The organism is Peribacillus sp. FSL E2-0218 (assembly GCF_037992945.1).
Taxonomy (GTDB): Bacteria; Bacillota; Bacilli; order Bacillales; family DSM-1321; genus Peribacillus; species Peribacillus simplex_B.
Genome location: NZ_CP150304.1, coordinates 102,501 through 119,062, shown reverse-complemented (window position 1 = coordinate 119,062; position 16,562 = coordinate 102,501). Strand labels below are relative to the sequence as shown.

Here is a 16,562-nt window from a genome sequence, read left to right as displayed (position 1 = left end):
GCAGGTAAAATTTACCCGTCAATGGTTCAAATTTTCCCGCGGCGCCATTTTTCAAAAATTTCTGCCACTTCTTCACTCAAAGGAATTTTGCCAGACGGTTTTATCGTTGTCGTTTTTCTGACATCTTTCTTGATTTCCCCTTGGATTTCTTCCATTTCAATAAGCAGTTCACGCGCTGATTTCCTTAGAGCCCCTTGGCCAAAGATCACCCACTGCTCGGTGAAGTCGGAGGTGGCCACTTGAATCTGCGTTTTGACATTATTCAGCTCAATGGCCATCTTTTCTATTCTCTCATCCGCGGTTTCATTTTCTTTTGTAAAAATTACGTCAACTTTATGATTTTTGAAAATACGGGCGATTCCCTGAACATATTGGGCGTCGAATACGACAATTACCCGCGATCCGGTAAATGCCTGATATTCCGCCATCATTTCAATCAATCTATCTCTTGCGGCAGCAAGGTCCCGTTCTTTTAATTCTCTCAGTTCCGGCCAGGCCCCTATAATGTTATAACCGTCCACCAACAGAATATCCATCCCATTATTGTCCTAAAGGATTTCTTTTGCGATAGACCTCATACATCAGTAATCCGGCTGCGACTGATGCATTTAACGACGTTACTTGGCCAGCCATAGGCAAACGGATGAGGAAATCGCATTTTTCTTTCATTAACCGGGCCATCCCTTTTCCTTCACTTCCGATGACGAGGCCGATCGGCATCTTTCCATCCATGTTACGGTAGTCATCGCTGCCTTTCGCGTCAGTACCGACAATCCATACACCGCGCTCTTTCAACTCTTCCACCGCTCTCGCCAAATTGGTGACGCGTGCCACCGGGATATACTCAATCGCACCCGTCGAAGCCTTCGCCACGGTTGCCGTTAAGCCCACCGCTCTTCTTTTCGGAATAATGATTCCATGGGCCCCGACTGCATCAGCCGTTCTCATGATCGAACCTAAATTATGGGGATCTTCTACTTCATCAAGAATCATGAAAAAAGGTGCTTCTTCCCGTTCTGCCGCTTTTGCGAATAAGTCATCCAATTCCACATATTCATATGCCGCAACTTGTGCGACAACTCCTTGATGGATGCCTTCAACCATTTGGTCAATTTTTTTCTTCGGGACGATCTGCATGAATACCTTCTTTTCCTTCGCCAAACCAATTAGCGGCTGCATCGAGCCTTTTTGCGACCCCTCCGCTATCCAAATTTTATTAATATCCCGTTCGGAGCGAAGAGCTTCCAAAACGGGGTTCCTGCCGATGATATATTCTTCACTCATGGGTTCCGCCCCTTTTCTTCTTCAATGTATTCAATAGCTTTTTTTATGAGTTCTTCCATTCTTTCAATTCGGCCCGATAAATATAAATAGCCCATCAGTGCCTCAAAGGCTGTACTGTAGCGATACGTTTGCACATCCGTATTCTTCGGGACAGAACCGGATTTCGCATTTCGGCCCCGCCGAACGACAGCTGATTCCTCTTCCGATAACCAATCCGACTCCAAGAAAAAATGGATGATTTTATTTTGAGCTTTAGCCGCTACAAAAGACGTAGCTTTCTTGTGCAGCAGATTGGGCTTGACCGCTCCGTTTTGAATGAGGTGATGCCGGATATACGTTTCGTATACGGCATCACCTATATAAGCTAAAGCAAGACTGTTCAGCATTTTTGCATCTATCTTACTATCGTAATGAAGCATTCCTTACCCTCTTTTCCATCTTGTACCTTGAGGGGTATCCTCTAATATGATATTCATGCTTTTCAAGCGGTCACGAATTTCATCAGATAGCCCGAAGTCACGGTCCTTACGCGCTTGTATTCTTTGCTGGATCAAGCCTTCGATTTCTTCATCCAACAGCCCCTCCTCTTCCAGGGACAGACCCAGGACAGAAAATAGGGTACTGAATTTTTCAAGGAAAGCATCAATGACTTCCTTATGTGTATTTTTCTCCATCAAGTAATAATTTGCCTGTTTGGATAGTTCAAAAAGGATGGAAATCGCATTGGCTGTATTGAAGTCATCGTCCATTTCAGCAATGAACTGGTCTTGTAATTCATTAACCTTCGCGATCCAGGCCTCATTGTTTTCGGTCAATCCGTCGCTTGCCTGAAGACGGTGCTTTAAGTTTTGATAAGATGTCCTCAGACGATCGAGGGCTGCCTTGACATTTTCAAGCACCTCTTCACTATAATTGATGGGATGGCGATAATGGACCGATAACATGAAGAACCGTAACACTTGTGGATCATGATTCTTGATGATGTCATGAACAAGAACGAAATTCCCTAACGATTTAGACATTTTTTCATTATCAATATTTATATACCCATTATGCATCCAATAATTCGCAAAGGTCTTGCCTGTCAGTGCTTCAGATTGGGCAATCTCATTTTCATGATGCGGGAAGGCAAGGTCTTGACCTCCAGCATGAATGTCGATTGTGTCGCCCAAATACTTTTTGACCATTGCGGAGCATTCGATATGCCAGCCAGGACGTCCGCTTCCCCAAGGGCTTTCCCAAGAAATTTCACCATCCTTGGCCGCCTTCCACAAGGCGAAATCAAGGGCATCTTGTTTTTTCTCGCCGATTTCAATACGGGCCCCCACTCGCAGCTCATCGATCGACTGGTGCGAAAGCTTGCCATAGCCGTCAAACTTACGAGTCCGGAAATACACGTCCCCCTCGGATTCATAAGCGAATCCTTTTTCAATCAGTGTCGAGATGAAATCAATGATAGCATCCATGTTCTCGATTACGGTAGGGTGGGCATCCGCCTTTTTGCAACCCAGTGCAGATACATCTTCGAAATAAGCCTCGATGAAGCGCTTGGATATGGTCGGGACATCTTCCCCCAACTCTTTTGCCGCGCGGATCAGTTTATCGTCGACATCCGTGAAATTGGAAACGAAATGAACATCATATCCACGGTAATCCAAATACCTGCGAACCGTATCAAACACGATTGCCGGTCTGGCATTGCCAATATGGATGTAATTATAGACAGTTGGACCGCATACATACATTTTCACCTTACCCTCTTCCATCGGGACGAAGGTCTCTTTTTTTCTGGTAGCCGTGTTATAAATTTTAATCGTCATATTATAAACTCCTTTCTTCCTGCTTCTGTTCGGCCATTTTCGCTTTCAGGAACCTGATTTCACTTTCCATTTCCTTGAAGCGGTCGGCGATCGGATCCGGAAGATCACAATGATTTAAGTCTTTTTTGATTTTGATGCCATCTTGAATGACCACTTTGCCTGGAATGCCAACCACGGTTGAATTAGGCGGAACTTCCTTTAAAACGACCGATCCCGCACCGATTTTGGAGTTCTCCCCGATAGTGATCGAACCCAGAACCTTTGCTCCTGTTGCAATCAGCACATTATCCTTTATCGTCGGATGACGTTTCCCCTTTTCCTTTCCTGTCCCGCCAAGGGTTACCCCTTGAAAGACAGATACATTATCACCAATCTCGCACGTCTCGCCGATGACGATTCCCATTCCGTGGTCGATGAAGAAGCGTCGGCCGATGGTGGCCCCTGGATGGATTTCGATCCCGGTAAAAAAGCGGCTGACTTGGGATATGCTTCTCGCCAGGAAAAAAAACTTCTTCTTAAACAGGGCGTGTGCCATCCTATGACTCCAGATTGCATGTAAACCCGCATAAGTCAAGATGACCTCCAAATAGCTGCGCGCAGCAGGGTCTTGATCAAAAACCACTTCGATATCCTCTTTAAACATCTTGAACAAAATGATCCCCCCTATGTTCCGTACTTCTCCTGCATCTCCCATTAGCTTTTTATGCATATAAAAAAGCGTCTCTGTCGAAATAGACAGAGACGCTTCAAGCGCGGTTCCACTCTGTTTGGCATGTACGAAGCAGGTTCATCATAACCCTGTCTTTCCATCCCCAACTTTAATCCTTGTAACGGAGGACATTCCGCCTGTGCCTACTATAAGTTAGTTCAGCAAAGGACTCAAGGGTGCATTTCGGAAAACGAGAGGCTTAAACCACTTTCAGCAGGTTATGGTTCTCTCTAAAAAGCATCGTTTCCTTACTTCTCCCCATCTACGCGTTCTTTTGTAAGATTATTAAATACTATATTACATTTTTGACTAATTGTTAATATAAAATACTCTGTAGCCGTTGTTTAATTTTTTCCTTACCCAATAACGATATCGCCTTAGGCAAATCAGGACCATGTGTTTGACCGGTAACGGCAGCCCGAATTGGCATGAATAGCTTTTTCCCTTTATGGCCGGTGCTTTTTTGGACCGCTTTAATCGACTTCTTGATTTCATCGGCACTAAACTCTTCCAGACCCTCGATTTCCTGAAGGAAAGCCTTCATGACCTCCGGTACTTGTTCCTCTGCCAGCACTTCCTTCGCTTCCGCTTCGAACTCGACCTCATCCTTGAAAAACAGTTGGGATAGCTCAACGATTTCCGCCCCGAAGCTCATCTGCTCTTGATAAAGGGACACAAGGCCATGTACCCACTCTTTCTCATCTGCTGTCATTGATTCGGAAACCTTTCCGGCTTCAATCAAGTGGGGCAATGACAATTCCACTGCCGAATCAGCATCCAGTTGCTTCACATACTGATTATTCATCCACGTAAGCTTTTGCTTATCGAAAAGTGCCGGTGATTTGGACAATCGATCTGCATCGAAAATATTAATGAATTCTTCCTTCGTGAAGATTTCTTCTTCCCCGACCGGAGACCAGCCAAGTAATGTAATGAAATTGAATAAGGCCTCAGGCAGGTAACCAAGTTCTTCATATTGCTCAATGAATTGAATGATCGATTCATCCCGTTTACTTAGCTTCTTCCTGCTTTCATTCACGATCAGTGTCATATGGCCGAATACCGGCGGCTCCCAGCCGAATGCTTCATAGATCATCATTTGCTTCGGCGTGTTGGAAATATGATCATCCCCGCGAAGTACATGGGATATCTTCATCAAGTGATCATCGACAGCTACCGCAAAGTTATAAGTCGGAACGCCATCCTTTTTGACGATGACAAAATCACCAAAACCATCCGTTTCAAACGAAACGTCATCCTTGACCATATCCTTGAAAGTAAGGACTTCCCCTGCAGGAACGGCAAAACGGATGCTAGGCTTTCTTCCTTCAGCAACTAATTCCGCTTGCTCCTCCTCGGTTAAGTGCTTGCACTTTCCTGAATACTTCGGTGTTTCATTGCGCTCGACCTGACCTTCGCGTTCTGCTTCAAGCTCCTCTTCCGTGCAATAGCATTTATAAGCCAAGCCCTTATCCAAAAGCTCCTGATACAACTCCTGATAAAGGTCATTCCTTTCAGACTGACGATACGGACCATATTCGCCGCCGACATCAACGCCTTCATCCCATTCGATGCCAAGCCACTTTAAATATTTAAGCTGGCTTTCCTCGCCGCCTTCAATATTTCTTTTTTGGTCGGTATCTTCAATGCGGATGATGAATTTCCCGCCCTTGTTTCGTGCGTATAGATAATTGAATAATGCCGTCCGTGCATTCCCTATATGTAAATGTCCAGTCGGACTCGGTGCATAGCGAACTCGAATATCGCTGCTCATGATATAAATAGACCTCCCAGTCGTTCTTTTCTATTGTTCATTTTATCATTTATGGACGATTGGATAAAGGCATCCACTCTAAAAACGAATTTAGTTTGATTTAACCAATAAGACGACAGCTTGTGCCGCTATCCCTTCGCTTCTGCCCGTAAAACCAAGTTTCTCCGTAGTGGTCGCCTTTACATTGATTCTATCTGTCGTGGTATCGAGAAGCTCCGCTATCCTGACCCTTATATCCTCAATATGCGGTGCCATTTTTGGACTTTGGGCGATGATTGTACAGTCGGCATTGCCCAGTTCATATCCTTCTTTCTTTACGATTGCCCAAACATGGCGCAGCAACTTTGCCGAATCGGCATCTTTAAATTCCGGATCGGTATCCGGGAAATGCTTACCGATATCCCCTGCTCCAATTGCCCCTAGGCAGGCATCGGCAACTGTATGCAAAAGAACATCCGCATCGGAATGTCCTAACAGCCCCTTCTCATACGGGATCGTAATGCCGCCGATAATTAGTGGCCTTCCCTCAACAAGTTGATGAACGTCATATCCTTGTCCAATTCGAAACATATCAATATCCCCAATCATTTTCTTTTTTGTTTATGTAAAATCGCATCTGCAAAATAAAGATCTTCCTGAGTCGTAATTTTAATATTATCATAATTGCCCTCAATAATAACTACCTGTTCATCGATCCGTTCTAGCAAACTTGCATCGTCCGTCCCTAAAAAGGCTTCTGCCTCCGCCTGTTCATGCGCCCGCTTCAAGATGGATGCACGAAAAGCTTGTGGAGTTTGTACCGCCCACAAGCTTGATCGTTCCACCGTTTCCAATACCTTATTATCCGTCGCCCTTTTAATCGTATCCTTAACGGGGACAGCAATGACTGCTCCGCCATGAAGGGAAGCCGCTTCACATAAATCACTGATCTGCCCTTGATTGATAAAAGGACGGGCCCCGTCATGCACAAGGACGATTTCTTCTCCTGCATGCTGCAGCCCATTATAAACGCTTTGCTGGCGCTCCCCGCCGCCTTTGACGAGTTCCTTGACCTTCTTAATCCCGTAAGCGGCCATCAACTGGTTGAAATGATCCTTTTCAGCCGGGTTTATCGAAAGGATGATTTTTCGGCAGTTGGGATCATCTTCAAAGACACGGAGCGTATAGACAATAATCGGGATGCCCGATAGTTCAATAAACAGTTTATTCTTGCCAGCCTTCATTCGTTTCCCTTGTCCAGCTGCAGGTATCACTACATCATAAAACATAACGGTTTCTCCTACTCTTCTTATAATGCTTTTTCTAATAGTTTCGGTTTAGCGAATATCATTCGGCCTGCAGATGTTTGCAGTACACTTGTGACAAGGACATCAATGCGTTTTCCGATATGGTCACGTCCGCCCTCGACCACGATCATCGTACCATCATCTAAATAGGCAATGCCTTGGTTCTGCTCTTTACCATCCTTAATGACTTGTACATTCATCTCTTCGCCAGGAAGTACAACAGGTTTAACCGCATTGGCCAGGTCATTGATATTAAGGACTGCCACATTTTGAAACTCGCATACTTTATTTAAATTGAAATCGTTTGTAACGACCATTCCGCCTGATATTTTGGCAAGCTTCACAAGTTTGCTGTCCACTTCCTGAATGTCTTCAAAGTCACCTTCGTACATTTCAACCTTAATCGGAAGGTCTTTCTGAATCCTATTCAGGATATCCAAGCCTCGTCTGCCGCGATTCCTTTTCAAGGCATCCGATGAATCTGCAATATGCTGCAGTTCATTCAAAACGAATTGAGGGATGACGATCGTGCCCTCCAGAAAGCCCGTTTGACAGATATCCGCAATCCTGCCGTCGATGATGACGCTTGTATCGAGAATCTTCAGCCGCTTGCTATACCCTTCCTCATCCTCACCTGCCTCACCATCGGCATTCTTTTTCTTATTACTTTTCGTGAATAAATTCAATAGCTCATCGCGTTTTTTAAAGCCGACCTGGAACCCGAGATATCCGAACAAAAGCGTAAGGATGATCGGAACGACCGTATTTAAAATGGGAACACCGATGGCACTGAACGCGTAGCCAACCAAGAACGCCGCGAGCAGTCCGACCAAAAGACCGACACTGCCAAAAATGATGTCCGTAATCGGTATCTTAACGAGCTGTTCCTCCAGCCACTTCATAAAATAGATCACATGATCTACTGCCCAAAAAGTAATAAGATAAAAGATAATGGCACCCAACAGTACACTTACATAAGGATTGTTTAATAAAGCAATATCATCTGCATGTAAAACAACTAATAATTCAGGAATGAGTATCATACCAAGAGTTCCGCCGACTATTAAGAAGCATGCTTGTATAATGCGTTTTAACATCCCTTTCACCTCCCTCTACTCATTATTGACCAATAAAATAAAATGAAACCTTCGAAAATTCGTTTTCATTATATACGTGAAATTCACTTAAGGATTTAGTGGATTTACAAATATGACTCTTCTCTTTTTCGTAATATTAGCCTAGCACCCTGGGTTTTGGGTGTCAAAAATAAGCGCCAATCAATTTCAAGCTAATATAGGAATTTTTTGAAGTTAAGCTTTACATCCTTCTATTTGTGACCAGCTGGTTTTTTAAAATGCGAAGACCCTCTTTAATTTTATTGGCACGGACTTCCCCAATGCCTTCAACATCATCAAGGTCTTCAACCGAAGCTTTGTTGACTTCGCTAAAGCTTTCGAACTGATTCACTAAATTTTCGATGATCAATACCGGCAGCCGCGGGATTTTATGGAGGATGCGATAACCGCGGGGATGCACGGCTTCATCAAGGTGTATATATCCATGATAGCCCAAAACCTTAAGGAGGATGCTTTCATCCAGTTTTTCCTGCATGGCCAGTTCTTGAAGCCGATAAATGATTTCTTCAGGTTTTTCGTCATTTCTGGAGGTATAATCCTTGATGAGCCATTTTCCCTCCGTTTCTATATCTGCCAGGATTTCATTCATTTGCAGACGGATCAGCCTTCCTTCGGTACCAAGCTCATTCAGGTAGGTAAGCAGCTCCGCCTTGATCCTGAGAACCATTACATAGCGGTGAAATACCTGCAAAAGATCGGCATAGGTCACGATTTCCTCAAATTCGAGCGCTCCCAATACCGAGATGCTCTGCTGGAGGACCACCTTGTATTTTTCCAAGGTTTGAATGGCTAGATTGGCCTTGGCCAGTATGACTCCTATATCTTTGAGGGCATACCGGAAATTCCCCTGATATAACGTGATGACATTGCGCCGTTGGGAGATCGCAATGACCAACGACTTGGTTTCCCTTGCGACGCGTTCCGCCGTCCGGTGCCGCATCCCCGTTTCAGTCGAGGGTGTACTATTATCCGGCACCAATTGGGCATTGGCAAAGATGATCGTATCGGCTTTCTCATTCAAAATGATGGCCCCGTCCATTTTCGCCAGCTCATACAATGTGCTCGGCGTACAGGAACAGTTGATTTGGAAGCCGCCATCCACGATCATTCGCACCTTCTCGTTATATCCCACGACGATCAAGCCGCCCGTGTTTGCTCTCAGTACATTTTCAATGCCCTCCCGGAGCGGGGTGCCTGGAGCCACGATTTGCAGAATCTCCAGCTTTGTTTTTTCATACCCTTTTTTATCTGTCATACTTAACCCCCTAACGAATGTTGAAGAGCCTCCGAAACCGATGAAACCCCGACGATCTTGATACCTTTCGGCGCGGTCCATCCCCCGATATTATTAGCGGGAATTATCACCCGGTTAAATCCAAGCTTTGCCGCTTCCTGCACTCTTTGCTCTATTCGCGAAACCCTTCTCACTTCCCCTGTGAGCCCCACTTCCCCAATGATGCAATCGGTTGGGTTCGTTGGTTTATCACGGAAGCTCGAAGCGATGCTGATCGCGACAGCCAGGTCGATTGCCGGCTCATCGAGCTTAACGCCGCCAGCCACCTTTAAGTACGCATCCTGGTTTTGCAGCAGCAAGCCCACCCTTTTTTCCAGGACTGCCATGAGAAGCGAAACACGATTATGGTCGATTCCTGTCGCCATTCTCCTTGGATTTCCAAAGCTCGTAGGTGAAATCAACGCCTGAATTTCTACCAGCACCGGCCTGGTTCCTTCCATCGAGGCAACGACGGTGGAACCTGACGCTCCTTGGGACCGTTCTTCAAGGAATATTTCCGATGGATTGGCCACTTCCTCCAAACCATGTTCTTTCATTTCAAAGATCCCCATCTCATTCGTCGAACCAAAACGGTTTTTGACCGCCCGGATAATTCGATATGTATGGTGCCTTTCGCCTTCGAAATATAATACGGTGTCCACCATATGCTCAAGCAGACGCGGGCCTGCAATCGCCCCTTCCTTCGTTACGTGCCCGACGATGAAAATAGCCACTCCATTCGTTTTAGCGATGCGCATCAGTGAAGCTGTGCATTCGCGCACTTGCGATACACTTCCCGGCGCAGATGTAACCTCCGAATGGTACACCGTTTGGATGGAATCAATAATCACCAAATCCGGTTTCACCTCTGAAATCGCCTGTTGGATATAGTCCATATCCGTTTCCGCATACACGTACAGGTTTTCCGACATGCTCCCCAGCCGGTCGGCCCTCAATTTGGTCTGCTTGACTGATTCTTCACCAGATATATACAGCACTTTTTTCTGCTTATGTGCCAATTGGGAAGATACCTGCAGAAGGAGTGTCGATTTCCCGATACCCGGATCACCTCCAATCAAAACAAGCGACCCCTGGACGATCCCGCCGCCAAGGGCACGATTCAGTTCCATTAAATCCGTCTTGATCCGCGGTTCTTTTTCAGACTGAATGGTCGTTATCGGCGCAGCCTTCTCACGTTCCCCAGAGGTTCTAACCTCCGAATGGGTGAAGGCGCCTTTCCTCGCCGGTTTCACGATTTCAGTTTCCTCGACCATCTTGTTCCACTCACCGCAGCCTGGGCATTTCCCCATCCATTTCGCAGATTCATATCCGCAAGACTGACACATGAATTTGGTTTTCTTCTTCACTGCCATAATAACTCCTCTTCCTTTTTGAAAAATGCCTATAGTAAGGATATTATATCTTTGTTTTATTTAATCCTTCTTAACGTTAAGTTTTTTAAAAAAACACCCTATGTGCCCTGTTCTTTTATGCTCATTTCTACCTATGGATAAAAAACAGAGGTACACGGCAAAAATATCTGCGTGTACCTCGAAGTTAGGAATATGGTTATTCACTTACGTTGACAGGCTCGCCTTGCCTGATGGCAAATTCATTATTCACAACGTCCATCACGACCGTTTGCCCTTTTTTCACGTTCCCTTTAAGCAGCTCTTCGGAAAGGTAATCCTCTACATGCTTTTGAAGCGCCCTGCGGATTGGCCGTGCCCCATATTCTGGATCGAAGCCTTCCGTCGCAATTTTTTCCCTGGCCGCATCCGTCAGCTCCAAGAAAATTTCCTGCTCTTTCAAGCGGTTCGTCAGTTGATTGGACATTAAGGTCACGATTTGTTTTAAATGATCCTTCTCCAGTGAGTGGAAAACGATGGTTTCATCGATACGATTCAGGAATTCAGGACGGAATGCTCGTTTAAGCTCCTCTATCACTTTGCCCTTCATATTTTTGTAATCCTGGCCAGTATCCTGGATGTTGAACCCGACATACTTATCGGTTTTTAGTGCAGACGCCCCTACATTCGATGTCATGATCAGGATCGTATTCCTGAAATCGACAGTGCGTCCCTTCGAATCTGTCAGCCTTCCGTCCTCCAGTACTTGCAGAAGGATATTGAAGACATCGGGATGTGCCTTTTCTATTTCATCAAGCAGAACCACGGAGTATGGTTTCCTTCGCACTTTTTCGGTTAATTGTCCGCCCTCTTCGTATCCAACATATCCTGGAGGCGATCCAACCAGGCGCGAAGTCGAATGTTTCTCCATATATTCGGACATATCAATGCGGATCATGGCATCTTCATCCCCAAAGATGGATTCAGCTAAAGCACGGGCAAGTTCGGTTTTACCGACCCCTGTAGGCCCAAGGAAGATGAACGAACCAATTGGGCGTTTAGGATCCTTCAAGCCTGCTCTTGCACGACGTACTGCTTTAGAAACGGCAATGACGGCCTCTTCTTGACCAATCACGCGATCGTGGAGGATCGATTCCATGTTAAGCAGTTTATCGGACTCCGTTTGGGCCAGTCTCGTAACAGGAACACCGGTCCAGCTGGATACGACGTGGGCAATATCATCCACGGTCACTTCACTGTTCTCTTGCCCTTGTTTTTCTTTCCAAGTCTTTTTCGTTTCTTCCAATTGTTCTCTTAAGCGTTGTTCCGTATCGCGAAGCGAAGCAGCTTTTTCGAATTCCTGGCTCTGAACGGAAGCATCCTTTTCCTTCCGGACATCATCCAGCTTCACTTCAAGTTCCTTTAAGTTTGGCGGCGTTGTGTATGAGCGCAGCCGAACCTTGGATCCGGCTTCATCAATCAAGTCAATCGCTTTATCCGGTAAAAACCGATCCGAAATGTAACGGTCTGATAACTTGACTGCTGCATCGATCGCTTCATCAGTAATCGATACGCGGTGATGGGCTTCATAACGGTCACGCAGCCCCTTGAGGATCTGAATCGATTCTTCCATCGTCGGTTCATCAACTTGGATCGGCTGGAAGCGGCGTTCAAGCGCTGCATCCTTTTCGATATACTTACGGTATTCATCCAAAGTTGTCGCCCCGATACATTGCAATTCACCGCGGGCCAAGGATGGTTTAAGGATATTGGAAGCATCGATGGCACCCTCTGCCCCGCCGGCACCAATCAGTGTATGCAATTCATCGATGAATAAAATGATATTGCCAGCCTGGCGGATTTCATCCATTACTTTCTTCAATCTATCTTCGAATTCACCGCGGTATTTCGTACCAGCGACAACGGTACCCATATCGAGTGTCATAACGCGTTTATCACGCAGGATTTCCGGTACTTCATTATTGATGATCTGTTGGGCAAGGCCTTCGGCGATGGCCGTTTTACCCACCCCTGGTTCACCGATCAAGACAGGGTTGTTTTTTGTACGACGGCTCAATACTTCTATGACACGCTGAATTTCCTTGCTTCGGCCAATCACCGGATCCAGGCTTCCTTCCCGTGCAATCGTCGTTAAGTCGCGAGCGAGGCCATCCAGTGTCGGCGTGCTTGCATTGGAAGCCGCTGAACCTTGATGACCGCCGGATTCGTTGCTGCCCAAAAGCTGGAGAACTTGTTGACGGGCTTTATTCAGGCTCACTCCGAGATTATTCAATACTCGGGCTGCCACACCTTCGCCTTCTCTTATCAGACCAAGCAGTACATGCTCTGTCCCCACGTATGAATGACCTAACTTTCTAGCTTCATCCATGGAAAGCTCAATGACCTTCTTGGCTCTTGGAGTGTAATGGATCGTTTGCGCCGCATCCTGTCCGCGGCCTATCAAATTTTCCACTTCTTTTTGAATTTTTTCCGGCCCCAGACCGAGCGCATATAACGCTTTGGCGGCAATGCCATCGCCTTCTCGTACCAAGCCAAGCAAAATATGTTCCGTGCCGATATTATTATGTCCTAAGCGGATTGCCTCTTCTTGCGCCAATGCTAATACTTTCTGGGCTCTTTCAGTAAAACGACCAAACATCATAGGGAATTCCTCCTTAAGAATTTTTCGTTTTGAATTAAATTGCTGACAATCCTCTAAGTAATGGCAGGGGCTGCTGCTTCCCCCGCATCCATTACAGGAATATAGGTACTCACTCTAGGTCAAGGACCTCAAGAGGAGGAAGTTTCCGTGAAATTCAAGCGTTCTCGAATGAGTGCTGCCCTACGGATATCCCTTTCGTGGGATTTTAAAGATCCACCCGCGTACTTTTGTAAAAATCCTGGCTGTGTCAAAATCATCAACTCATTTAGTATGCTTTTGGAAATATTTTTTATATACCCTAAATCTATACCTAGCCTAACATCCGAGATACAGGTAGCAGCTTCCTTCGTTTCAATGATGCGAGCATTGGATAATATCCCATAGGAGCGAAAGACCCGATCTTCTAATTGTATGTGAGACGTCCTCGCTAATGCATCCCTTGCAGACCGTTCCTGGGCAATGATTTGTTGGACGACACTGGTTAGATCTTCAACGATATCCCTTTCGGACTTCCCAAGGGTAATTTGGTTGGAAATTTGAAAGATATTCCCTAATGCCTGGCTGCCCTCCCCATATATCCCCCGGACCACCAATCCCAGTTGGTTGATCGCCGGTATGATATGATTCATTTGCTGCGTTAGCACAAGGCCCGGCAGATGCATCATGACCGAAGCCCTTAACCCTGTACCCACATTGGTTGGGCAACTCGTTAGGTATCCCCTTTCTTCATCATATGCATAGTCTATGGATTCTTCAATCCAATCGTCAAGAAGATTTGCAATCTTTAATGTTTCCTTCAGCTGCAAGCCCGACTTTAAGCACTGGATGCGAAGATGATCCTCTTCGTTTATCATGATGCTTATTTCTTCATTTTCCGAAAGAAGACAAGCACTTTTGGCTGATCCTTCAACTAAATTGGGACTGATTAGATGTTTTTCGACCAGTACACGCTTTTCCAGTGGCTGCAGCTGGTCAATTTCCAGAAGCTCCAACTTGCCAATCTCAGGAGTGACTTCCTCTTCAATTCTTTTTTTCACCAATTCAATGATTTTTTTAGCTTCTTCATTAGAAAAGGAGGTTGGGAAGGTAAAGTCTTTGAAATTTCGGGCCAATCGAATCCTTGAACTCAATACAATATCGATTTCAGGTCCTTCTGCACTCATCCAGGAGCTCAAGGCATTTTCTACAAACTTTTCCAAGCTCATATTTCCTCGCCTCCCTCTTGTGCTTCATACCTTTTTTCAAGGGAGCGAATTTTATCCCTGACCTCTGCCGCCTTTTCGAACTCCTCTTGGTCGATGTGACCCTTTAATACGTCTTTCAGATCGAGAATTTGCTTTCGCAGATATATGGTGCCACCAACCCGTTTTGGGATTTTTCCTATGTGGGCTGTATTGCCGCTGTGCACCCTCTTTAAAATGGGGTTTAACTGTTCATTGAATGTTTGGTAACATTCAGCACAGCCGAACTTTCCGATATGGACAAATTCCTTATAGGATCGATGACAATGCGGGCAACGCCTCTCTTCCGTTTTAGAAAATGCATTTGCCTTTGTCTGTTGAATATTCGACTCGATATTCAACAATCCTGCTAATAAATTATTTATTGAAAAACCATGGCCTCCTGCATCCACGACCATCTCACCTTTTTCCTGAGCACATTTCTCGCAAATCATGATTTCAGTCTTTTTTCCATTGATGATTTTGGTGAAGTGTAGGGTAGCAGGCCTTTGATGACATTCTTGGCAAATCATCCTTCATCACCTCTGCCATTTTCATTTATATTTTAAAGTCGTAAGCATCGCCGTTATAATTCTTGCCCGAAGTTCATCACGGTCAGGAAGGTCGATATAAATCACCGATCTATCAATCACGCTCATCATGATCTTTGCTTCCCTTTCATTAATGACTTCCTCATTCATCAGCCGGGCTATTACTCCTTCGGCCATGGATTGAGTGACCCTGGGACCTATAAGTGATAATAATTGGTTGATAAGCTGCACGTAATCTTGTGACTCCACTTTCATGATCCGGATATAACCGCCGCCTCCACGCTTACTCTCTACAACATAACCTCTTTCGATCGTGAACCTGGTATTGATTACGTAATTGATTTGAGAAGGAACACACTGAAATTTATCCGCTATTTCACTTCTTTTAATTTCCAAGATATCTTTTTGACTTATTTCCAGTACTTGCTTTAAATAAGTTTCGATAACATCAGATATGTTTCTCACTCAGCCTCCTCCAATCTGACTTTGACTATATTTGACTATTATTATACAACGAAAAATGCATTTTGCAACTTAAACGCACTTTCTTTCTTTACTATCCATTTTCTCCAAATTATATGTAATTGCATACTCCGTTGGACACGAAAAATTAAATATCTTACATGCTTACCCTAATCCTTCAAATCAAAAACCTCAAATTTTCATCTCTTTTATCGTTTCATCTGCTAGAAATGGGAAATATCTACCCGAAATATTCAAATCAAAACGAAAAAAGACCAGCCGAGGTGGCTGATCTTTTTTCTAATGGCTTGGCGGCGTCCTACTCTCACAGGGGGAGACCCCCAACTACCATCGGCGCTGAAGAGCTTAACTGCCGTGTTCGGAATGGGAACGGGTGTGACCTCTTCGCTATCGCCACCAAACATATGAGGAACGTTGTTCCTTCAAAACTAGATAATAAGAAGGCCTTTCATTTTTTAAAGCGTTGGTTAAGTCCTCGATCTATTAGTATCAGTCAGCTCCACATGTCGCCACGCTTCCACCTCTGACCTATCAACCTGATCATCTTTCAGGGATCTTACTAGCTTGCGCCATGGGAAATCTCATCTTGAGGGGGGCTTCATGCTTAGATGCTTTCAGCACTTATCCCGTCCGCACGTAGCTACCCAGCTATGCCTTTGGCAAGACAACTGGTACACCAGCGGTGCGTCCATCCCGGTCCTCTCGTACTAAGGACAGCTCCTCTCAAATTTCCTGCGCCCGCGACGGATAGGGACCGAACTGTCTCACGACGTTCTGAACCCAGCTCGCGTACCGCTTTAATGGGCGAACAGCCCAACCCTTGGGACCGACTACAGCCCCAGGATGCGATGAGCCGACATCGAGGTGCCAAACCTCCCCGTCGATGTGGACTCTTGGGGGAGATAAGCCTGTTATCCCCGGGGTAGCTTTTATCCGTTGAGCGATGGCCCTTCCATGCGGAACCACCGGATCACTAAGCCCGACTTTCGTCCCTGCTCGACTTGTAGGTCTCGCA

General features: G+C 45.5%; 15 protein-coding genes and 2 rRNA genes (1 of these 17 only partly in view). All 17 read right to left on the bottom strand.

What is annotated here, in order from left to right:
- Nucleotides 1-26: 26 nt before the first annotated feature.
- Nucleotides 27-536, bottom strand: coding sequence for an NYN domain-containing protein (locus MHI53_RS00620; protein ID WP_061141090.1), 510 nt, complete (start codon nt 534-536; stop codon nt 27-29).
- 4 nt (nt 537-540) lie between these two features.
- Nucleotides 541-1,284, bottom strand: coding sequence for a 23S rRNA (guanosine(2251)-2'-O)-methyltransferase RlmB (gene rlmB / locus MHI53_RS00615; protein WP_061141089.1), 744 nt, complete (start codon nt 1,282-1,284; stop codon nt 541-543).
- A complete protein-coding gene (locus tag MHI53_RS00610; RefSeq protein WP_061141088.1) occupies nt 1,281-1,703 on the bottom strand; it encodes a Mini-ribonuclease 3 in 423 nt (140 codons plus the stop codon). Before MHI53_RS00610 ends, rlmB begins: the two co-directional genes overlap by 4 nt.
- Nucleotides 1,704-1,706: 3 nt before the next feature.
- On the bottom strand, nt 1,707-3,104 hold the full coding sequence (gene cysS / locus MHI53_RS00605; RefSeq protein WP_061141087.1) for a cysteine--tRNA ligase: 1,398 nt from the start codon (nt 3,102-3,104) through the stop codon (nt 1,707-1,709).
- Nucleotide 3,105: 1 nt separating this feature from the next.
- Nucleotides 3,106-3,756, bottom strand: a complete 651-nt coding sequence (gene cysE, locus MHI53_RS00600) for a serine O-acetyltransferase (RefSeq protein ID WP_061141086.1) — start codon at nt 3,754-3,756, stop codon at nt 3,106-3,108.
- A gap of 373 nt (nt 3,757-4,129) precedes the next feature.
- Complete coding sequence (gene gltX, locus MHI53_RS00595; RefSeq protein WP_061141085.1) at nt 4,130-5,587, bottom strand: glutamate--tRNA ligase; 1,458 nt, start codon at nt 5,585-5,587, stop codon at nt 4,130-4,132.
- 90 nt (nt 5,588-5,677) lie between these two features.
- Entirely contained in the window at nt 5,678-6,157 is a 480-nt protein-coding gene (ispF, locus tag MHI53_RS00590; protein WP_061141084.1) for a 2-C-methyl-D-erythritol 2,4-cyclodiphosphate synthase, read from the bottom strand.
- Nucleotides 6,158-6,171: 14 nt separating this feature from the next.
- Nucleotides 6,172-6,855 carry a 2-C-methyl-D-erythritol 4-phosphate cytidylyltransferase gene (gene ispD, locus MHI53_RS00585; RefSeq protein WP_061141083.1) on the bottom strand — a complete coding sequence of 228 codons (684 nt, stop codon included), beginning with the start codon at nt 6,853-6,855 and terminating at the stop codon, nt 6,172-6,174.
- A gap of 20 nt (nt 6,856-6,875) precedes the next feature.
- Entirely contained in the window at nt 6,876-7,970 is a 1,095-nt protein-coding gene (locus MHI53_RS00580) for a PIN/TRAM domain-containing protein (RefSeq protein WP_061141082.1), read from the bottom strand.
- 220 nt (nt 7,971-8,190) lie between these two features.
- A complete protein-coding gene (disA, locus tag MHI53_RS00575; protein ID WP_061141081.1) occupies nt 8,191-9,264 on the bottom strand; it encodes a DNA integrity scanning diadenylate cyclase DisA in 1,074 nt (357 codons plus the stop codon).
- 2 nt (nt 9,265-9,266) lie between these two features.
- Entirely contained in the window at nt 9,267-10,655 is a 1,389-nt protein-coding gene (gene radA / locus MHI53_RS00570) for a DNA repair protein RadA (protein WP_100530404.1), read from the bottom strand.
- 196 nt (nt 10,656-10,851) lie between these two features.
- Complete coding sequence (gene clpC, locus MHI53_RS00565; protein ID WP_340372566.1) at nt 10,852-13,293, bottom strand: ATP-dependent protease ATP-binding subunit ClpC; 2,442 nt, start codon at nt 13,291-13,293, stop codon at nt 10,852-10,854.
- A 128-nt stretch (nt 13,294-13,421) separates the two neighbouring features.
- A complete protein-coding gene (locus MHI53_RS00560; RefSeq protein WP_061141078.1) occupies nt 13,422-14,498 on the bottom strand; it encodes a protein arginine kinase in 1,077 nt (358 codons plus the stop codon).
- On the bottom strand, nt 14,495-15,046 hold the full coding sequence (locus MHI53_RS00555) for a UvrB/UvrC motif-containing protein (protein WP_061141077.1): 552 nt from the start codon (nt 15,044-15,046) through the stop codon (nt 14,495-14,497). Before MHI53_RS00555 ends, MHI53_RS00560 begins: the two co-directional genes overlap by 4 nt.
- Before the next feature lie 21 nt (nt 15,047-15,067).
- Nucleotides 15,068-15,529, bottom strand: coding sequence for a CtsR family transcriptional regulator (locus MHI53_RS00550; RefSeq protein WP_061141076.1), 462 nt, complete (start codon nt 15,527-15,529; stop codon nt 15,068-15,070).
- 303 nt (nt 15,530-15,832) lie between these two features.
- Nucleotides 15,833-15,948, bottom strand: a 5S ribosomal RNA gene (rrf, locus tag MHI53_RS00545).
- Nucleotides 15,949-16,010: 62 nt separating this feature from the next.
- Nucleotides 16,011-16,562: ribosomal RNA gene (locus MHI53_RS00540) — 23S ribosomal RNA — on the bottom strand (it continues 2,381 nt past the right edge of the window).

Coding starts and splice junctions, on each gene's coding strand:
- disA (WP_061141081.1), bottom strand. CDS start 9,264: ATGACAGATAAAAAAGGGTATGAAAAAACAAAGCTGGAGATTCTGCAA.
- MHI53_RS00620 (WP_061141090.1), bottom strand. CDS start 536: ATGGATATTCTGTTGGTGGACGGTTATAACATTATAGGGGCCTGGCCG.
- ispF (WP_061141084.1), bottom strand. CDS start 6,157: ATGTTTCGAATTGGACAAGGATATGACGTTCATCAACTTGTTGAGGGA.
- cysS (WP_061141087.1), bottom strand. CDS start 3,104: ATGACGATTAAAATTTATAACACGGCTACCAGAAAAAAAGAGACCTTC.
- ispD (WP_061141083.1), bottom strand. CDS start 6,855: ATGTTTTATGATGTAGTGATACCTGCAGCTGGACAAGGGAAACGAATG.
- gltX (WP_061141085.1), bottom strand. CDS start 5,587: ATGAGCAGCGATATTCGAGTTCGCTATGCACCGAGTCCGACTGGACAT.
- MHI53_RS00560 (WP_061141078.1), bottom strand. CDS start 14,498: ATGAGCTTGGAAAAGTTTGTAGAAAATGCCTTGAGCTCCTGGATGAGT.
- radA (WP_100530404.1), bottom strand. CDS start 10,655: ATGGCAGTGAAGAAGAAAACCAAATTCATGTGTCAGTCTTGCGGATAT.
- MHI53_RS00555 (WP_061141077.1), bottom strand. CDS start 15,046: ATGATTTGCCAAGAATGTCATCAAAGGCCTGCTACCCTACACTTCACC.
- MHI53_RS00580 (WP_061141082.1), bottom strand. CDS start 7,970: ATGTTAAAACGCATTATACAAGCATGCTTCTTAATAGTCGGCGGAACT.
- rlmB (WP_061141089.1), bottom strand. CDS start 1,284: ATGAGTGAAGAATATATCATCGGCAGGAACCCCGTTTTGGAAGCTCTT.
- MHI53_RS00610 (WP_061141088.1), bottom strand. CDS start 1,703: ATGCTTCATTACGATAGTAAGATAGATGCAAAAATGCTGAACAGTCTT.
- clpC (WP_340372566.1), bottom strand. CDS start 13,293: ATGATGTTTGGTCGTTTTACTGAAAGAGCCCAGAAAGTATTAGCATTG.